General features: G+C 69.8%; 12 protein-coding genes. 5 read left to right on the forward strand and 7 right to left on the reverse strand.

What is annotated here, in order from left to right:
* Positions 1-31 precede the first annotated feature (31 nt).
* The 3 genes from CQ045_RS06330 to CQ045_RS06340 form a co-directional block, all read right to left on the reverse strand.
* Positions 32-6091: an Ig-like domain-containing protein gene (locus CQ045_RS06330; RefSeq protein WP_258130973.1), complete on the reverse strand. Its 6060-nt coding sequence runs from the start codon at positions 6089-6091 to the stop codon at positions 32-34.
* A 148-nt stretch (positions 6092-6239) separates the two neighbouring features.
* Positions 6240-6809, reverse strand: coding sequence for a DNA-3-methyladenine glycosylase I (locus CQ045_RS06335; RefSeq protein WP_105721812.1), 570 nt, complete (start codon positions 6807-6809; stop codon positions 6240-6242).
* A gap of 28 nt (positions 6810-6837) precedes the next feature.
* The gene (locus tag CQ045_RS06340) at positions 6838-7884 is read right to left on the reverse strand and encodes an NAD(P)-dependent alcohol dehydrogenase (RefSeq protein ID WP_105721813.1); all 1047 of its coding nucleotides are present in this window, start codon (positions 7882-7884) and stop codon (positions 6838-6840) included.
* Between the two features lie 126 nt (positions 7885-8010).
* Here CQ045_RS06340 and CQ045_RS18775 point away from each other — a divergent pair, with 126 nt between their 5' ends.
* Together CQ045_RS18775 and CQ045_RS06350 are read left to right on the forward strand one after the other, a co-directional pair.
* A complete protein-coding gene (locus tag CQ045_RS18775; protein ID WP_181156463.1) occupies positions 8011-8997 on the forward strand; it encodes a hypothetical protein in 987 nt (328 codons plus the stop codon).
* Between the two features lie 63 nt (positions 8998-9060).
* The gene (locus tag CQ045_RS06350; RefSeq protein WP_105721814.1) at positions 9061-9504 is read left to right on the forward strand and encodes a hypothetical protein; all 444 of its coding nucleotides are present in this window, start codon (positions 9061-9063) and stop codon (positions 9502-9504) included.
* 115 nt (positions 9505-9619) lie between these two features.
* On the opposite strand, the gene CQ045_RS06355 is transcribed toward CQ045_RS06350, so the two are convergent.
* From CQ045_RS06355 to CQ045_RS06365, 3 genes are all read right to left on the reverse strand, one after another.
* On the reverse strand, positions 9620-11698 hold the full coding sequence (locus CQ045_RS06355; protein WP_105721815.1) for an acyl-CoA dehydrogenase: 2079 nt from the start codon (positions 11696-11698) through the stop codon (positions 9620-9622).
* A gap of 252 nt (positions 11699-11950) precedes the next feature.
* Positions 11951-13705, reverse strand: coding sequence for a glycoside hydrolase family 3 protein (locus tag CQ045_RS06360; protein WP_105721816.1), 1755 nt, complete (start codon positions 13703-13705; stop codon positions 11951-11953).
* A gap of 2 nt (positions 13706-13707) precedes the next feature.
* Positions 13708-15006: an MFS transporter gene (locus tag CQ045_RS06365; RefSeq protein ID WP_105721817.1), complete on the reverse strand. Its 1299-nt coding sequence runs from the start codon at positions 15004-15006 to the stop codon at positions 13708-13710.
* Between the two features lie 135 nt (positions 15007-15141).
* On the opposite strand from CQ045_RS06365, the gene CQ045_RS06370 reads away from it, so the two are divergent.
* Positions 15142-16419 (forward strand): TetR/AcrR family transcriptional regulator, encoded by a 1278-nt coding sequence (locus tag CQ045_RS06370; protein WP_105721818.1) that lies wholly within the window; start codon positions 15142-15144, stop codon positions 16417-16419.
* Between the two features lie 61 nt (positions 16420-16480).
* Here the strand turns inward: CQ045_RS06370 and recQ are convergent, their stop codons facing one another.
* Entirely contained in the window at positions 16481-18529 is a 2049-nt protein-coding gene (gene recQ, locus CQ045_RS06375) for a DNA helicase RecQ (protein ID WP_105721819.1), read from the reverse strand.
* Positions 18530-18632: 103 nt separating this feature from the next.
* Between recQ and CQ045_RS06380 the strand changes: the two genes are divergently transcribed.
* The gene (locus CQ045_RS06380; protein WP_105721820.1) at positions 18633-18977 is read left to right on the forward strand and encodes a GNAT family N-acetyltransferase; all 345 of its coding nucleotides are present in this window, start codon (positions 18633-18635) and stop codon (positions 18975-18977) included.
* Positions 18974-19909: a pirin family protein gene (locus tag CQ045_RS06385; protein WP_105721821.1), complete on the forward strand. Its 936-nt coding sequence runs from the start codon at positions 18974-18976 to the stop codon at positions 19907-19909. Before CQ045_RS06380 ends, CQ045_RS06385 begins: the two co-directional genes overlap by 4 nt.
* Positions 19910-19911 lie beyond the last annotated feature (2 nt).

Below are 19911 nucleotides of genomic sequence, written 5' to 3' on the forward strand. Positions count from 1 at the left end.
GAGAGAGTTCTTACGCCGGGAGCGGGAGCCGCTACGGCCAGCTGGTGCCTTCGGACGCGCCGATGCCCTGGATGTCGGCCTGCAGGGTCCTGCCCATGCCGCCGTGCCAGCAGGAGAGCTGGATCGTGCCGTTCGCCGGGACGTCGTACCGGTTGTAGGTCGAGACCTGTCCGGACGACGAGCGGTACGGCTGACCGTTGTCGAGGCAGCGGATCATGTACTGACCCGGGGGCACGTTCGCGGTGTTCAGGTTCAGGTAGTAGCAGGTGTCGGGACTGCAGTTGCGGGAGTCGACGCCCTGCGACGCCCACCACCGCGGCTGCGGCTGCGCCTGCGCGTGCGTGCCCTGCGTCGCGCTCTCCGCCGACCAGACGCCGGTGGAGTCCTTCGCACGGGCCTTGATGCTGTGGTACTCGCTGTAGGACCCGACGTTCGTGGACCCCCGCAAGCCGACGTTCTGCCAGCCGCCGCCGTCGATGCTGATCTGCACGGTCTCGATGGAGCGACCGTTGCCGGAGCCCTCGGCGTTCCAGTTCAGCCGCACCTGGCTCGCGAGCGACTCCGCGCTCACCGCCGGCGGGCTCGGGGGACCGTAGGGGTTCCCCGATGCCGCATTCGAGACGGCTCCCGCATAGGTCGACCCGCCCACGTTCGCGACCGCCCGCACCTCGACGGTGTAGTTCGTGCCGTTGCTGAGTCCGCCGATGACCTTGTTGCCGGGGACGGTGTTCCAGTTCCCGCCGCCGTTCAAGCGGTACTGGTGGGTGATCTCACCGGCCGTCGCACCCCCGCGGGAGCCCTCGTTGTAGGCGATCGTCAGAGAGCGGTCGCCCTCGGCGGTGACCCGCAGGCTCGTCGGAGCACCGGGGGCGACCACGCCGCGTCGAGGGGCGGAGGGAGCGCTCATGTCGCCCCACCCGGCCTTGTTGTAGGCCTGGATGCGGTACGTGTACGGCGTCTCGGACGTGTCGACCACGACCGCCTGGCTGCGGGCCTCGGGACCGGGGGTGAGGGTGCGCACGACGGACCCGCCGCGCAGCACCTCGAGCCGATAGCCCCGGATCGCGTCGCCGTTCTGGTTCGGCGCTTCCCAGCTCACCTGCATCTGCGCCTGGCTGCCGACCGGCGAGAGCTCGGTCGTCGTGGGCGCGCCGGGAGCGAGCGGGGGGCCCGCCGGGATCTCGGATGCCGACCAGCCGCTCCAGCTGGAGGGGTCGGGCGCCTTGTTGTGCGCCTGCACTCTGACCTGGTAGTCCGAGCCGTTCTCGAGCCCCTCCCAGGTGATCGAGTTGCCCGTGACCTCCTTCTGCGTGATGCCGGAGGGCGGTGCGGGCGAGATCTCGAGCGTGTACCGGTCGACCGGTGAACCCGGGGTCGTCGGGGTGACCCAGGCCACCTGGAGCGACTTGTCGCCGAACTTCAGCGTGGGCGGGTTCGGGGTGTCCGGGCGGGCGTCGGGGCGCGCCGGTCCGGACAGGCCGGACGGCTCGGACTCGCCGACGCGGTTGGTCGCGGTCACCTGGAACGTGTACTCGACGTTGTTCGTAAGGCCGTCGAGCGTGCAGGTCGTCGACTGGCACTCCTTGGAGTACGCGCTGCCGCCGACCGACTTCACGGTGTACTTCGTGATCTCGGCGCCGTTGTTCGACGGCGCCGAGAACGAGACCACGACCGTGCGGTCCTGCACGCTGACGATGGTCGGGACGCCGGGGGCGTTCGGGACGTCCTGCACCGTGACGACGATCTGGCCGTTCACCTCGCGGTCCACGTCCTCCGTCGCATCCTGGATGCGGTAGCGGACGACGAGGGTGCCCACGAAGGCCTTGCCCGGGGTGACGGTGACCTGGTCGTTCGTGAACTTGACCTCGCCGGCGCCGGACTCCGTCACGGCGGAGACGACCTTGAGCGGGGTGTCCGGGAACGGGTTGTAGTCGTTCGCCAGGACGGGCACGGAGAAGGTCTCGCCGGCATCCGCTTCGGCGATGGTGTCGGTGTTCGCCGCCGGCATCGGACGCGTCGATGCGGTGACCAGCACGGCGACCGTCCCCTCGATGGGCTCGGTCGTGCCGTCGGAGATGCGCAGCTTCAGCGTGAGCGCCGTCCCCTTCTTCGCATTCGAAGCCGCTTCGACGACGAGCTTGTCGTCGCCGTCGATCCGGGCCGTGACGCCCTTCTCCTCGCCGCCGATGAGGGTGTAGTCGTGCTTTCCCTTGTCTTCGGGGTCGGGGTCGTCGGTGAGCGCGGCGAGATCGAGAGAGGTCGCCGGCTCGCCGGGGGCGACGTTGACCTGTCCCTGCACGAACGTCGGCTGCTGGTTCTCCGGCGGCAGCACGTTGATCGGGATGCTCAGCGTCGCCTTGCGTCCCTCCGGGTCGTCCGGTCCGTCGCCGTCCGTGACCTCGAAGGTGAGCGAGTCCGGGCCGAAGAATCCTGCGGCCGAGGTGTAGACGAGGGTCTTCGGGTCCTTCAGCAGGTCGGAGCCGTCGGCGTGGTTCGCGCTGATCTTCGCCTTCTCGGTGATGACGACGTCGCCACCGCCGGCGACCGTGACGTACTCCGAGAGCGGGAGCGTCTCCGTCTCTCCGCTGACCACCTCGAGCGGCTTCGTCGAGGTGAGGGTCGGACGCAGGTCGGCCTTCGAGGGGACGAAGATGAACGCCGACGCCTGCAGATCGTCGCGGTCGGTGAGCGTGTAGCGGATCAGCTGCAGCTCGTCGGTGACGGTGACGCGCACCTTCCCGTTCTCGAGTCGCGTTCCGCCCTCTCCGACATCGACCGTGAGGCGGTCCGTCGTGCCGTCGGGGTCTTCGTCGTTGGCCAGGATGTCGAGGTCGGCGCTCAGGCTGCCGTCCTTGAGGTCTGCCGGCTGCAGCCTGTCGTCGCGCGCGACCGGCGCCTGCAACGGCACCTCCTCGTCGACCGTGATCTGGAGGGTCGCCGTGGCCGTCGCCCCGCGGGCGTCCACCGCCGTGTACTGCAGCGAGGTCTCGGTCGGGCCGTCCGGAGCCTGCACGATCACCCGGTCACCGGAGACGCGTGCCTCCAGTCCGTCCGGGAGCTCGAGGCCGTCCTTGACGAGCATGACCTTGTCGCCCTCGGGGTCGGAGTCGTTCGCGAGCACCGGGACCGCGATCTCGCGTCCCGGTCGCACGACGACGGCGTCCTTCACGGCATAGGGCGGCTGGTTGATCTGCTCGGCGGGCGCGATGCCCACGCGGATCGTGGCGATGCCCTCCTGTCCGAGACGATCGCGCACGCGGTACTTGAACACGTCGACGCCGGATGCTCCGTCGGCGGCTTCGTACGTGAAGTAGTTGGGTCCGGTCGTGACGCGCCCCTTGGTGGGGCTCGACTCGATGCCGACGAGCTCGACCGAGTCGCCGTCGGTGTCGATGCCGTCGAGGGGCACCGCGATGTTGACCTCGGTGCCGGCGAGGGCGCGCGCGACGAGATCCTGCGGACGAGGTGCCGCGTTGGTCTCCTCGTCGATCGGCAGGATCTGGATCGTGACGTAGCCGGCCGCCTTCTGCTGCCGGGAGTCGGCGACCTCGTAGGTGAGATACACCGTCTTGGCCTCGGGCCCCGCCTTGAAGCGAACGGTGTCCTGGGAGACGAACGCCTCGCCGTCCTCGGGATCGACGAACGGTTCGATGAGCTCGGGCTCGACGTGCATGACGTCGTCGCTCGGGTGGGTGTCGTTGTCGAGCACCGGGATCGTCACGACGTCACCGACGCGGACGGTCGCCGTGTCGGGGTTCGCGACGGGCTGCAGGAGCTCTTCCGGTGCCGGGATCGGGATCACGACGACTTCACCCTCGGCCGACTTGGAGCCGTTCGAGATGCGGTACTTGATGCGCACCTGATCCTCGAGCGCACCCTGATCGGTGATCCGCAGGGTCTCGTGATTGAGCACCGAGACCGAGACGCCGCTGCCGGGATCCAGCGACACCGACTGCACGACGAGGATGCCGCCGGCAGGATCCGTGTCGTTGTTGAGCACGCCCAGCAGCACGTCGCCGCCGGTGGGCAGCAGCGCGACGTCGCGCACCGCGACGGGCGGCAGGTCGGTCTCCGACTCGGGCATCACGTCGACGCGCACGAGCCCCTCGCCGTTCTTCGGCCCGGTCGTGACCTGGTACTGCACGTAGTAGACGCCCGGCTTCTCGGCCATGAAGGAGAAGGTCTTGTTCGGCGTGTTCGGAACGATCGTCGCGCCGGGGGTCTCGAGCACTCGGCTCAGGCGCAGCGGTTCGCGGGACGTGCTCGTGTCGTTGGCGGTCGGGGCGATGGTGACCTGCTCGCCGGCCTTCGTGATCACGTGGTCGGCGTTGGTCTTCGGGTTCGTCGAGCCCTGCGGACGCACATCGAGCGCGATCGTCGAGGTGCCGAGCTTTCCGAAGGCGTCCGCGACCGTGACCTGCACGTCCTTGCGCCCCTGGAGGCTGGCGGTCGCCTTGTAGGTGATCTGGCCGTCCTTGCTGAAGTCGACCTCGTCACCGGGAGCCGCGATCACCTCCTTGAGGTAGATGTCGTCGCCGTCGGGATCGATCCAGTCCGGGAGGATGTTGTACGAGATCGTGCCGCCGGTCTCGACCGCGAGCGAGGTCTTCCGCTTCGGCGCCGGGGCGGCGTTGTCGTTCCAGTCGTGCACGGTGAGGGTGACGACCGCGGTGTCCTTGCCCTTGCGGCCGTCGTCGACCTCGTACGTGAAACTGGCCGTGCCGGAGGCCTTCTCGTCGACCGCGATCTGCAGCGCGCCACCGTTGTTGATGGGCTGCACCGTGCCGATGGAGGGCTGCGCCTCGGCGAGCGCCGCGACCAGCACGTCGCCGTCGGGGTCGTTGTCGTTGTCGAGCACCGGGAGCAGCGTCGTGGCGCCCGGTCGCACGCCGTAGGAGTCGTCCTCCGCGATGGGAGGGGTGTTCTCCTCGCTGCGCTCGGGAAGAGTGGTCTCGACCGTCTCCTCGGTCGAGTCCTCCTCGTTCTCGGTCTCGCCCTCCGGAGGGGTGAGGTCATTCCAGTTGTCGACGCGCTGCAGGCTCTCGTTGGCCATCCAGGCAGCACCGCCGACGGCGTCGTTGAGGATGATCACGTCGCGGTTGACGCGGAAGGTCAGGCTGGCGGAGTCCTCGGCGCCGTCGATCGGGGCGTTCACGTCGTTGGAGTCACCGGGGCATTCGCGGATGAAGGTCGCCGACCCCGCCCAGGCTCCATAGGTGCAGCCGCGGAGCCACACCGGTGCGGCTGCGGTGCCGTCGCCGCCGGCGGAGGTCTCTTCGGGCTCGCTGCCGTCGAACGGCACGCGGACCAGTGCCGAAGGGGTCGCGAGGGCGACGGCGTCTGTCTCGGCGGAGGCCTGCTGCAGCACGGCATCCGCCGCGCCCTCGACCTCGGTCCGGAAGCCACCGGGCGTCGTCACGACCCCTGCCGCCTCGTCGAACACGACGGGCGTGCGGCCGACGGCGGTGATGGTCGGGCGCTTGGACACGTCGAGCTCGCCGACCGACGCGGTCGACGAGTCCTGCGGGGAGCCCTCGTTGTCGACGGGGACGGTCACGACCTCGCCGCGCTCTCCGGAGAGGGCGAAGACCGTTCCGTCGTCGGCCACGGTGACGTCGGAGTTCTCCCCGAGCTCGGCGACCGGCTCTGCGGCCTCGATCTCGAACGAGGCGATGCCCTTCACGGGCACGACCCAGAGGTCGCCGGACTTCTCGTCGAGGATCGCGGCCGTGCTCGCGCCCAGGGCCACCTTCGCGGAAGAGGGGATGATCGTGGAGTCGCCCAGGGAGACGCGGGCCGGATCGATGGCCGTCACGGTCGACGCGCTCTCGTCGACGACGATCACGTTGGCCGCGGCCTGGAGGATGTCGTAGTTCTCGCTCGTGGTGCGCAGACCGCCGTCGAGGATCGTCGATTCGTTGTTGAAGTGCCCGACGAGCAGGCTCGAGGTCTTGGTGATCCAGACGCCGCCGTCGTTCAGGTCGACCTTGGTGGTCGGGAACCCCTCATAGGTGAAGGCCATCGTGGTGATGGCGATGACGCCGACGGTGACGCCGGCGGCGGACGCCAGCGTCTTGGGTCGCGCGCGCATCCATGACAACGCCTTCATGCCCGGTTCCCCCCCAGGGTGACACTCTCCGATTACTTCTCCACAGGCCCGACGGACCCACGGAGCACCCGTTCATCCTAACGGTGTCGCGGAATACTGCTCGATGGGGAGATATCCCCATGACCTCCCGCTACGCGCGCCAGCACCCGGCGATGTGATCGTCGACCATCCCGGCCGACTGCATCAGGGCGTACATGGTGGTCGGGCCCACGAAGCGGAACCCTCGACGGCGCAGCTCCTTGCTCAGCGCCGTCGACTCCGCCGTCACCGCGGGGACGTCGGCGAAAGCGGCCGGACGGGTGCCGGATGCCGGCGGCGCGAACGACCACATCAGCTCGTCGAGCTCGCCCTCGGCCATGCCGTGCACAAGCCGGGCGTTGCCGATGGTCGCCTCGATCTTCGCGCGATTGCGGATGATGCCGGCATCCGCCATCAGGCGCTCGACGTCGTCCTCCCCGAACTCGGACACGATCTCGGGCTCGAAGCCGGCGAACACCTCTCGGAAGCGCGGTCGCTTGCGCAGGATCGTGATCCACGAGAGCCCGGCCTGGAACCCCTCCAGCGCCATCTTCTCGAACAGGGCGCGGTCGCCGTGCAGCGGTGTCCCCCACTCCTCGTCGTGATAGCGGCGATACTCGGCGTCGTCGCCCACCCAGGCGCAGCGGTCGCGGGCATCGGGGCCCGTGAGGAGAGAGGTCATCGTGCCAACGTATCCGCCGCCACCGACGTCAGTCGGCGAAGGTCGCGGCGTCGATGACGAAGCGGTACCGCACGTCCGAGGCGAGCACCCGCTCGTAGGCGGCGTTGATGTCGGAGGCCGGGATGACCTCGATCTCGGACACGATGCCGTGCTCGGCGCAGAAGTCGAGCATCTCCTGCGTCTCGCGGATGCCGCCGATGTTGGATCCGGCGAGCGAACGGCGCCCGCTGATCAGGGACATCACCCCGACCGACAGCGGTTCGGCGGGAGCGCCGACGCAGACCAGGGCGCCGCCGATGTCGAGCAGGCTCAGATACGAGCGCAGATCGATCACGGCACTCACCGTGTTGAGGATCACGTCGAACGACGCGCGCAGCTCGCGGAAGGTCTCGCGGTCGCTCGTCGCCCGGTAATGGTCGGCACCGAGCCGCAGGCCGTCCTCCTTCTTGCTCAGGGTCTGCGAGAGCACGGTCACGTCGGCGCCGAGGGCATGCGCGATCTGCACGCCCATGTGCCCCAGCCCGCCGAGGCCGACGACCGCGACGCGCGTGCCGGGACCGACGTTCCAGTGCCGCAACGGCGAATACGTCGTGATGCCGGCGCAGAGCAGGGGCGCGGCCGCATCCAAGGGCAGCGCGTCGGGGATGCGCAGGACGAACGCCTCCGTCACGACGACCTGCTCGGAGTACCCGCCCTGCGTCACGGTTCCGTCCCGATCCGTGTCGCCGTAGGTGAGGACGCGCGCCTCGGTGCAGAACTGCTCCTCGCCGCGGAGGCAGTTGCGGCACTCGCCGCACGAGTTCACCAGGCAGCCGACTCCCACGCGATCACCGACCTCGTGTCGGGTCACGGCATCGCCCACGGCGGCGACCGTCCCGGTGATCTCATGCCCCGGAGCCAGCGGGTACCTCTGCGGTCCCCAATCGCCGCGCACGGTGTGGATGTCGGAGTGGCAGATGCCGGCGAACGCGATGTCGATGAGCACGTCGAGCGGCCCGAGCTCGCGCCGCTCGATGACGGTCTTCTCCAGCGGGGCGGCTTCGCGGGGTGCGGCGTAGGCGTTGACGCGGGTCACGGGGACTCCTTCTCGTGGGGGTTCGATCCACACTACGCACCCGCCGGCGCTCGTCCCGCCGTGCGCCTCCACACGCGCGAAGCGCACGGGTAGGGTGAGGGCCAGACTCCGGAGGGGGAAGTCACCATGCGTCGATCCACCACGTCCGCCCGGCTGATCACCGTCATCATCGCCGTCATCGTCACACCGCTCGCCGCCGGGCTGCTGGCCACCGGCGGGAACACCTGGCTGTTCGCCTACGGTCAGTACGCGATGGCGAGTGTCGACCTCGGCCGGTTCGGGGTGCCCATCCTGCTCCAGGCCATCGGCATCCTGCTCCTCCTGCTCGTGGTGCTGACGGGCATCTGGAGTTCCGCCGGCCTGATCGCCGTGGGCGTGCTCACCCTCGTGCCCCTCGTGTTCGCTCTGTTCCCGGCGCTGCTGCTGCAGGCCTACCGCCTCGCGTCGGGGGCCGTCCCCCGGGAGTGGCTCGACGGTCTCGGCTACGGCCTCCCGCTGATCCTCTTCCCGGTGCTCGGGACGATGGGGCTCGTCCTCGCGCTCGTACGACGCCGGCCCGAGCCTGCGGGAACCGGTCTCTCGATCGGCGGACTCATCGCTGCGCCGGTGCTGCTCCTCGCCGGGGCGATGCTGCTGTCCTGGGGACTCGGGCGCGGTGCGCTCGCAGCACTCCAGCGGAACCGGCTCGACTTCGTGCCCGACGCCGCCGCGGCCGTCCTGTTCGGCGTGCTGCTCGTGATCGCCGGCATCTTCGTCACCCGCTGGTCCGCTTTCGCGTTGCTCCTCCCGGCACTCGCGCTGCTGGTGCTCAGTGCCCTCCTGTTCGTTCCGCGCGCGTTCCTCCCCGTGCTCTCCGCACTGCCGATGGAGGTCAGCCGCGCCCTGTCCACGCTCCTGCTGCTCGGCGGTGGCACCGCGGCGGCCCTCCTCTACTTCGCATTCACAGCCGTGCTGCTGCGGGTGCGGAAGCAGTCGGCGATGGTGCCGCCGGCAGGAGCGCCGTCGGTCGGCTACCCGGCTCCGTACCCTCCCGCCGCGACGTACCCTCCCGCCGCGACGTACCCGCCGGCTGCACCACCGGCACCGCCGTATCCCCCGACGCCGGGCAGCTGAGAGACCGATTCACGATCCGTCAAGGCCCCTGATCACCGGCGGATCCCTCCGTACGCTCAGGGCATGAGCATCCACACCGACCGGATCGACGAGTACCTCGAGCGCTACGCCGCATCGCTCACGGAGTTCGACGCGGAGTCGGCCGCGGACCTGTGGTCGACGCCGGGAATGGTCGCCGACGACCACGTCTCGGGCGTGCTCGAGTCCCGCGACGCGATGATCGCCGGACTGAAGCAGTCCTATCCCCTCTACCGGGAGCTCGGACTCGCGTCGGTCGGGCATGAGCTCCTCGACACGAGCGCGCTCACGGATCGACTGGTGCTGGTGCGCGTGCGATGGCTGTTCCGCGATGCCCAGGGCGAGCTGCTCACCGATTCCACGAGCTACTACCTCCTGCGCGACGAGGATGCCGGGCTGCGCGCCTGCGTCTGCATCGAGACCGATGCCGCCGAGAAGCTGCGGGCACTGGCGTCCGAGCGGGGCGTCGACCTCCACGCGCCGTCCTGAGCGCGTCCACCGTTCAGGGAGCGTCCGCCGTTCAGGAAGAACGTCCCGAACGCAGGAATCCCGCCCGGATCGCGAAGACCGGGGCGGGAATCCTGGATTGTGAACAGCCGGCGGATCAGCGCTGCTTCTTCTTCAGCACCTTCTCCTGGATCGGGGCCTGGCCGGACGCGGCGAGGTCGGCGTAGTACGCACGGGCCTCGTCCTGACGCTGCTTCTCGATGCCGCTCGCGATCGGCGCCCGCACGTGCTCGGGCTCGTAGCCGAACGCGTCGACCAGGTCGAGGGCGTACGGACGAAGCCGTGCGCACAGGCGATCGATGTAGCTCGATACGGCCGCGGCGCGCTGGGTCGACAGGCGTCCGTTGATCAGGTGCCAGGCGAGGTGCTTCTCGATGAGCTGCAGACCGAACAGGTCGCGCAGCCACGTGAGCACCTTCTTCGTGTCGGCGTCGTCGATCTGGTGCACCGCGTCGGTGAACGCTTCCCACTGCAGCAGTTCTCCATGCGCACGGGCGGCTTCGATGAGCTCGGCCTGGTTCTCGTTGAACAGGCGGGCGCCGAGCGCCTTGTCCTTCGCGCCGGGACGCAGACGGCCCGCGATGTCGGCCACCATCTGCTGCACGCGTCCCGCGAGCAGGTCGTGCTGCTGCTCTTCGCGGAGCCCCCGCTCGACGGAACGGCTCACCTGACCGAAGTCGGAGACGGCCTGACCGAGCTGACGGAGTCCGGCGCCGTGGAACAGCTTGCCCGCGGTCATCCCCACGGCGAACTTCGCGAGCGCCGCCGCATCCTTGCCCTGGAACTGCTTGGCGTAGTCGGTCAGCAGACGCTTGCCGACGAGCTGCAGCAGGACGTTGTTGTCGCCCTCGAACGTGACGTAGATGTCGAGGTCGGCACGCAGGCCCACCAGACGGTTCTCGAACATGAACCCGGCACCGCCGGTGGCCTCGCGGGCTTCCTGCAGCGTGTCGAGCGCGTGCCAGGTCGACAGCGGCTTGAGGGCGGCGGCCAGGGTCTCGAGGTCTTCGCGGTCGGCCGGGGTGTCGGTACGACCCGAGAAGACGCCGTCGAACTTCTGCAGGAACTCGTCGTGCGCGAAGATCTGCGCGTATGTGGTCGCCAGGCGCGGGAGCAGACGGCGCTGGTGCTTGCCGTAGTCCATGAGCACGACCTCCTGCCCGTCGGCACCGTCGAACTGGCGGCGCTGGGTGGCGTAGGTGATCGCGATGTGCAGGCCGAGCGCCGAGGCCCAGGATGCCGCACCGTCGAGCGACACGCGTCCCTGAACGAGCGTCCCGAGCATCGTGAAGAAGCGGCGGCCGGGGCTGTCGATCGCACTGGAGTATGTGCCGTCTACCGCGACGTCGCCGTAGCGGTTGAGCAGGTTGGTGCGCGGGATGCGCACGTGGTCGAACGAGAGGCGCCCGTTGTCGATGCCGTTGAGGCCGCCCTTGAGCCCGTCGTCCTCGCGTCCGATTCCCGGAAGGTCCACGCCGTCCTCCCCGCGCAGCGGCACGTAGAAGCAGTGCACGCCGTGGTTCACGCCGTTCGTGATCAGCTGCGCGAACACCGTCGCCGCGACGCCGTGCAGGGCGGCGTTGCCGAGGTACTCCTTCGTCGCCGCCCGGAACGGGGTGTTGATGACGAACTCCTCGGTGGCCGGGTCGTAGGTCGCGGTCGTCCCGACGGCCGCGACGTCGGAGCCGTGGCCGATCTCGGTCATCGCGAAGGCGCCGGGGATCGAGAGGTCCATGATGCCGGGGAGCCACTTCTCGTGGTGCTCGGCGGTGCCGAGCTGCAGGACGGCCGAGCCGAACAGGCCCCACTGCACGCCGGACTTGATCTGCAGGCTCGGGTCGGCGACCACGAGTTCCTCGAAGCCGGCGATGTTGGCGCCGTTGTTCTCCTCGCCGCCGAGCGACTTGGGGAACGCGCGGTGCACGGCCTTGTTCTCGACCAGCAGGTGCAGCTGGCTGAGCACGCGCTCGCGGTGCTCGTCCTTGCCGAGCTCGTCGTTGCGCCAGAACGCGGAGTCCTTGATCATGTCGCGCGCTTGGCGACGGACGTCACCCCAGGTACCCATCAGGGCCTCGTTCACGCGGGCGACATCGATGTGCGGCTCGTTGAGGTTCGTGTTCGCGCTCGCACGCGATTCATCGGGTGTCGTCGAAGGACGGACGGCAGCGTCGACCATGGCTTTCCTCCAGAGGAGTAGGGATGCTTCCATGGTAGGTGTGCGACAAACCAGGGTGAACTCCGCTGTGAAGATCCTCTAACGGAATACCGGGATGCCCCGGCCGCGGGTTGTCGCCTCGCGACAGGAGCCCTCTCGCCCTGCCGCCGAGTCACCCCCGTAGGTGCGACCCACCCCCTCGCGTGAGTCATGCAAGGGGGTGGGTCGCACGGAGGGGGCCGGGTCGACGCCCAGCCACAGGGAGGGGGCGGGTCAGAGCGAGAGCCCGTGCCCGAAGCGGAACAGCGGATCGGCGGTGTCGAAGGGCACATCGGGGCGAGAGGCCTCGACCGCGACCATCGAGCGCGGCAGGTCGAAGGGCAGCACGCCCCGCGCCGCGACCGCACCGCTGAGCACGTCCAGCAACGCCGCACCGGACGCACCCCAGTTGAGGGTCACCGCGGCCGCGACCTCGACGATCGGCGTCAGGATCGGTGGGCGATCCGCGAGCACGTCGACCACCGTGGGCACTGCGGCCGCGAGCTCGCGGACGTGCGCGACGACCTCGTCGGAGAAGTCCAGGGAGCCCGCGTGGAAGAAGTTCTCGAACATCGTCGCGCGCTCCTCGAAAGGCGCCTGCAGGCGGATGATCGCGAGATCGGCCTCGGCGGGCGTCTCGACGACCTCGCCGAAGGATGCCGCCACCTCGGCGTCGACACCCTCGACGTAGAGCTTCCGACCGGGTGCGAAAGGCAGTGCGCCGTCGTTCGCGAGCACCGTGATCGAAGCGCGCTGCGCGTCCTCCCCCGCGGCGCGGAAGTCGGCACGACCGACGATGCCGTCCGCGGCATCCTCATCCACGAAGGGGTTCTCGAAGAGGCCGAGCTCGAACTTCTCACGCAGGATGCGTCGCGCCGAGACGTCGAGCCGCTCCTCGCTGATCTCGCCGTCCGCGACGAGCTCGAGCAGCAGCTCCGGATTCGCCTCGCCTCCGAACTGGTCGACGCCGGCATCGAGCACCTTCTTCATGCGCTCTCGCGGCGTGAGGTCCTCGACGCCCCAGGCACGGGCCGGGAAGGGCTGCCCGAAGATCTCGGAATCGCTGATCAGGCCCCAGTCGGTGCAGACCAGGCCGTCGAAGCCGTAGCGCTCGCGCAGCAGCCCGGTGATGACCGACTTGTTGAAGCCGAAGCCGACCTCCTCGTACTCGGTGCCGACCGGCATGCCGTAGTACGGCATCATCTGGCGCGTTCCTGCAGCGAGCGCATCCTCGAACGGCTTCAGGTGCAGCTCGAAGCCGCCGCCGGGGTAGACCTGCTCGCGACCGTAGGGGAAGTGCGGATCCTCGCCGTCCTTCTGCGGACCGCCGCCGGGGAAGTGCTTGGTCATCGTGGACACCGACCCGGGGCCGAACGAGGCACCCTGGAACCCGCGGATGTAGGCGGCGCCGAGCCTGCCCGCCAGCTCCGCATCCTCACCGAAGGTCGCCGTCTGGCGCGCCCAGCGCGGTTCGGTCGCGAGGTCGACCTGCGGATGAAGCGCCACTCGCAGCCCGACCGCGGTGTACTCCTGGCGGGCGATGTCGGCGAAGCGTTCGACGAGCTCCTCATCGCGGGTCGCGGCGAGCCCGAGGGTCTCCGGCCATTGCGAGAAGGGGCCGGCGAGGATCGACGCCCCGGGGTTCTCACTGAACGAATGCCGCGGGTCGGTCGAGAGCGTGACCGGGATGCCGAGACGCGTGGAGGCCGCGAGCCGCTGCAGCGCGTTCTGCCACGCGGCGATCTCGCGGCCGGTGGGAGCGGCGCCGAGCAGGTTGAAGTGCGTCATCCGCTTGGTCTCGAGGAACTCGCGGGCCGAGGGCGTCGCGAAGATCGGGTTCGGTTCCTCGAGGTCGCCGATCGCGATCATCGTGTGGAAGAAGAGGCCGGCCTTCTCCTCGATCGTCATGGCGTCCAGCAGCAGCTGCACGCGCTCGTCGACGGGGATGTCGGTGTCGAGCCAGGGGCGCGCGATGGTCGTTTCCGTCATGGTCACTTGACTCCCTTGATGCGGTAGACGAGAACGGCGCCGGCCAGCGCGACGAGCGCGCCGAACAGGTACCAGGTGGTGTAGCCGCCGAGCGGCGTGGCCGCGCCGATGGCGATGATCCCGGGCGCGATGGCCGGCGCGATCGACTGCGGCAGGGCGTTGGCGATGTTCAGCACGCCGAGGTCCTTCGCGACGTCGTCGGGGTTGGGCAGCACCTCGGTGGCGAGCGCGAGATCGACCGAGAGGAAGGAGCCGGCGCCGAGGCCGATGATCGCCTGCGCGATGATGACGGTCGTGACGTCGGGAGCGACGGCGAGGATGACGAGACCGACCACCATGATCAGGCCCGCGACCGCAACGAAGGGGCGTCGCTTGCCGATCCTGTCGGAGAGGAAGCCGCCCAGCGGTGAGGAGATCGCCATCGCCGCCATCGAGGCGAGGTTGGCGGCCAGGATGATGCCGACCGCGCCCTTCTCATCGAGCTCGAACTTGGTGACGAGGTAGAGCGGCAGGAACGTGGCGATGCCGGCGTAGCCGAACATCACGAAGAACTTGGTGAGCCAGGTCCAGCCGAAGTCCGGGTGCTTGCGCGGGTTGAACACGAAGGATCCGAAGAACATCGCGACCGTGAGCTTCTCTGCGGGCTTCTCGGTGGGACGACGGTCCTTGAGGACCAGGACGAAGACGATCACCAGGACGAGCGCGATCACGCCGGGGACGACGAAGCGCTCGAAGTCGCCGGGCAGGAAGTTCACCAGGAAGCTGCCGGCGAGGATGCCGATCGGCGTCGTGATGCCGATGATGCCGGAGACCTTGCCACGGCTGGAGACGGGAACCTGGTCGGGCAGAGTCGCGTTCGCGGCGGCGAGGACGGCGTTCATCGCGGTCTGCACGAGGCACCAGGCGAGCAGGACCATCCAGACCGAGGTCGCGGAGCCGATGAGCATGAAGCCGCCCAGGCCGACGATCGCGCCGCCGAGGATCCAGGGACGGCGCATGCCCCAGCGCGAGGTCGTGCGGTCGGAGAGCCGGCCCACGAGCGGGTTGGCGATGAGGGCGAAGATCGCTCCGACACCCATCACGAGACCGAGGCTGCCCTCGGTGTTCACCGGGTCGATGTGCTGGATCTTGAAGGCCATCGACACCATGACCGGTGTGAGGAGTGCGAGGTAGACGCCGAAGTTCACGGCGGCGAGGCCCGGCGTGTACCCGCGCGGGGTCTTCGGGGGCGTGGTTCCGGGGAGTTTGAATCCGGTGGTGCCGACCGCGGCCGCATTCGCGGCGGATGACAGCTCTGTCATGACAGTCCTTTCGATTCGCCGCACGTCTTCGGGCGACGCGGCTCTTCGATGAAGATACACGAATCTCGACCGTTTGGTAAGTGAAACCAGACCGGTTGGTAATGAGCGAGGATAGGGTGCAGGAAGGAGGGCGCGATGACGACCATGCAGCCGGCGCTCTCGCGGCACGCCCGCGCCCTCGCGACGCGGCGCCGGATCCTCGCCGCCGCCCACGAGCTGTTCACCACCCGCGGCTATCGCGCCACGTCGCTCCGCGACATCGCCGCCGCGGCATCCGTCAGCCACCCCGGGCTTCTCGGCCACTTCGCCTCGAAGGACGAGCTGCTCGCCGAGGTCGTCGCCGGCTTCGAGCACGACAACGAATCGGTCTTCAGCGACATCGCGGCCGCTTCCGAACCGGGCGAGCTGGTGTTCGCCGCGCTGGCCGCCCGCAACGCCCGCACCCCCGGGTATCTGGAGCTCTTCGCGGCGCTCACGGGCGAGGCCTCAGCCCCGGGGCACCCGGCCCACGAGCGGATGAGGGAGCGGTACTCGCGGCTGCGGAACCTCAGCGCGGACGTGCTGGAGGATGCGAAGTACCACGGCGTGATCGCGGCGGATCGCGACGTCGACGGCGAGACCGTGCGGCACACGGCCGGATGGGACGGGCTGCAGCTGCTGTCGCAGTACCTTCCCGATCAGGTCGACGTCGTGGAGATGCTCGAGGAGCGCGAGAGCCTGTGGGCACTCCCCCTCGGCTGGCGGGACCCGGACGACGATGCAGCAGAATCCGATGAGCCGGCCGGCCCGCTGCCGGAGCTGCGCACGACGGCCACCCCGGACGCCGATCCGGGCTATGCGGTCGGCCGTCGCCGTCGCACGCAGATCGTCGCCGACGCGATGCGCCTCTTCTCGCGAGACGGCTACGGCGACACGAGCCTGCAGGACATCGCCACAGCCGTCGGGGTGTCGAAGTCGACCCTGCTGCACCACTACTCCTCGAAGGACCTCCTGCTCAGCGCCGTCCTCGCCGAGCGCGACAGTGCCATCACCGGCAACCTGGGCTTCGCCGACGCCGCCTCTGCGGGCGAACTGCTCCGCGGGATCCCCGACGGGGCCGAGATCAGCGCGCGGGACGAGCCCGGCCTGATCGAGGTGTACGCGGTCCTCTCCTGCGAGGCCGTCCCCGCTTCGCACCCTGCGCACGACTACTTCGCGACGCGGTTCGCGAACGCGCTCGAGTACTTCACCGAGCTCTTCCGCCTCGCCCAGGCCGACGGCGACCTTCCGGCGCACCGCGACCCCGCACACGAGGCGGTCTGGCTCATCGCGATGTGGGACGGGCTGCAGTACCAGTGGCTCTACGACCGCGGGGCGCTCGACGTCGCGGCGCAGCTGCGCGCCCACCTCGAGGACGTGCTGCCGGTCCCGTGAGATCACCCCGGCGTCACCCCTGCCACCCCGGGCAGGATGCAACGCGCCCCGGAGGCCGCGGCTAGGCGGCGGCGATGACGGCCAGCACGCCCTCGCCGTAGGCTTCGCGCTTCTTCGCCCCGATGCCGGTGATGCCGTCGAGGTCGGCGAGGGAGGCCGGACGATGCTCCGCGAGAGCACGGAGCGTGGCGTCGCCGAACACGATGTACGCGGGAACCCCCTGCTCGCGGGCGGTCTCGGCCCGCCAGGCGCGCAGCGCCTCGAACAGCCCGCGGTCCCCGGCATCCAGCGCATCGGCGGCACTGGCCTTGCGTGCGCGGCCGGAGGAGGTCGGACGCCCGATCGTGTCCTTGCGCAACGGCACCGCGGTCTCGCCGCGCAGCACTCCGGCCGCCTGCTCACCGGGCGCGAGCGTGCCGTAGTCGCCCTGGGCGACCAGGATGCCGCGGGCCAGCAGCTGCCGCACGACGCTGCGCCAGTCCTGGTCGGAGAGGTCGTTGCCGATGCCGTAGGTCGCGAGCTTCTCGTGCCCCTGCTGCCGGATGCGCTCGGTCGAGGCTCCGCGGAGGATGTCGATCAGGTGTCCCGCGCCGAACGACTGGTTGCGCTCGCGCTTCAGCCGCACGATCGTCGAGAGCAGCTTCTGCGCGGGCACGAGGCCGTCGAACGTCTCGGTGTCTTCGAGGCAGGTGTCGCAGTTGCCGCAGGGCTGCGACTCCTGGCCGAAGTAGCCGAGCAGGTTCTGCCGGCGGCACTCCACGGTCTCGCAGAGGGCGAGCATCGCGTCGAGGTGCTGCCCCATCCGCATCTTGAAAGTGCGATCGCCGGGGCTCTGGTCGATGAGCCGGCGCTGCTGCACGACATCGCCGAGCCCGTAGGCCATCCACGCCACGGAGGGCTCGCCGTCACGGCCGGCACGACCGGTCTCCTGGTAGTACCCCTCGACCGACTTCGGCAGGTCGATGTGGGCGACGAAGCGCACGTCCGGCTTGTCGATGCCCATGCCGAACGCGATGGTCGCGACCATGACCACGCCGTCTTCCCGGAGGAAGCGCGACTGGTTGGCCGCCCGCACCTCGGCGGGAAGGCCCGCGTGATACGGCAGCGCGTCGAGTCCCTGCGCGGCGAGGTAGGTCGCCGTCTGCTCGACCGACTTGCGGCTGAGCGCGTAGACGATCCCTGCGGGCCGGGTCCCGTCGTCGCCCACCGGCGTCTGCGACGCGATGAAGGCCACCAGCTGCTTGCGCGGGTCGACCTTCGGCACGATCCGGTACTGGATGTTCGGGCGGTCGAAGCTCGCGACGAAGTGCGCGGCATCGTCGAGGCGCAGCCGCTCGGTGATCTCCTTGTGCGTCGCGGCCGTCGCGGTGGCCGTGAGCGCCATGCGCGGCACCCCGGGGAACCGCTCGCCCAGATCGCCGAGAGCGAGGTAGTCGGGTCGGAAGTCGTGGCCCCACTGCGACACGCAGTGCGCCTCGTCGATCGCGATCACACTGAGCGTCCCGCGCTGGAGCAGCGCCGTGGTCTGTGCGCTCGACAGGCGCTCCGGCGCGACGTAGATGAGGTCGAGCTCGCCGGCGAGATACGCGCGCTCGACCTCGCGACGCTCCTCGACCGCCTGCGTGGAGTTGAGGTACGCCGCGTTGACGCCGTTGGCGCGCAGAGCATCGACCTGGTCGTGCATGAGCGCGATGAGAGGACTGATCACGAGCCCCGTCCCCTCACGCACGAGCGCAGGCACCTGGTACGTGATGCTCTTTCCGCCACCGGTCGGCATCAGCACGACGGCGTCTCCGCCTGCGATGACCTGCTCGACGATGTCGGCCTGGTCGCCGCGGAACTCGTCGTAGCCGAAGACGGTGTGCAGCGCCTCGCGCGCGCTCGGGTAGCGGCTCGGCGCGGCACGACGCGCAGCGGGCGCGGAGGCCGCGGCGGATGAGGCGCTCACCGGCGTGACCGGCCCCTGCCCCCAGTCGAGCGGCGGCTCGTAGCCCGCGCCCTGCGGCTCCCAGTCCATCGGCTCCGGCGGTGCGGACGACTCCCACCCGTCGTCGTAGGGCTCGTCGGCGTACGGCAGATCCGCGTACGGGTCACGGGGAGTCTGCGGCATCCCTCCAGCGTAACGACCCCCGCCGACGCCGGCGCATCATCCACAGGCCCCGACCCGCCCGCGCGGGCGTAGGTTGGAGGAGACCCGGCCGAAGGAGCATCCGATGCCCGACATCACCGTGACCCGCGACGACGCACAGTCGCGCTACGAGATCCGCTCCGACGACGTGCTCGCGGGCTTCGCGGCGTTCGATCTGCGCCCGGGATCCATCCGCTTCATCCACACCGAGGTCGATCCGGCCTTCCAGGGCCAGGGACTCGCGGGGAAGCTGGCGTCGGCGGCGCTGACGGATGCCGCAGGACGCGGCGAGGCGATCGTCCCGCTGTGCCCGTACATCGCGAAGTACCTCGAGACGCACGAGATCCCCGGCGCCGACATCCGCTGGCCGAAGGCTCCCTCGAGCCACGGAGGATCCGCGGGCGAAGACCCGACGGGCCGGGCGGAATGATCGGGCAGCACCGCCTCATCCTCGAGCCCCGCGAGGTGCCGCTCGGCGGGGTTCGCGGCATGAACGTGCTGCGGGCACTGCCGCACCGCAACCTGCCGACGATCGGCGCCTGGTGCTTCCTCGACCGGTTCGGGCCCGCCGACACGAAGATGCGGGTCGAGCCGCATCCGCACATCGGACTGCAGACGGTGACCTGGCCGCTGGTCGGCGAGATCCGCCACCGCGACTCGCTCGGCAGCGACGCCGACCTGCGCCGCGGGCAGCTGAACCTGATGACCGCCGGGAACGGCATCTCCCACTCGGAGTACTCGATCGGCGAGGGGCCGGTGCCGCTCGACGCCCTGCAGCTCTGGGTCGTGCTGCCGGACTCGGCCCGCCACGGCGCGGCCGGGTTCGAGCGCCACACCGACCTGCCCGCGCTCTCCCTCCGCGCCGACGAGGGAGCGGACGCCGAGGCGACGGTCGTGCTCGGCGAGCTCGCGGGCGTGCGCTCCCCCGCCACCGTGCACACCCCGATCGTCGGGGCCGAGATCGAGCTCGCTCCCGGATCCCGCGTGCGCCTGCCGCTGCGCTCGGACTGGGAGCACGCCCTCATGCTCGTCGAGGGCGACGCGGTGGTGGCGCAGCATCCGCTCGACCGCAACGGCCTGCTCTATCTGGGTGACTCCCGCGACGAGGTCGAGGTGGAAAGCCGCGAGGGCGCTCTGCTGTTCCTGCTCGGCGGCGAGCCGTTCGAGGACGACATCGTGATGTGGTGGAACTTCGCCGGACGCACGCACGACGAGATCGTCGCGGCGCGGGAGGAGTGGCAGGCGGAATCCGCGACGGGGGCGGCATCCCCCCGCTTCGGTGCGGTCGAAGGTCACGACGTGCGCATCCCGGCACCGCCGCTCCCCGACGTCCGGCTCATGCCGCGCAGCCGGAAGCTCTGAGC

Source organism: Microbacterium sp. MYb66 (assembly GCF_002979435.1).
Taxonomy (GTDB): Bacteria; Actinomycetota; Actinomycetes; order Actinomycetales; family Microbacteriaceae; genus Microbacterium.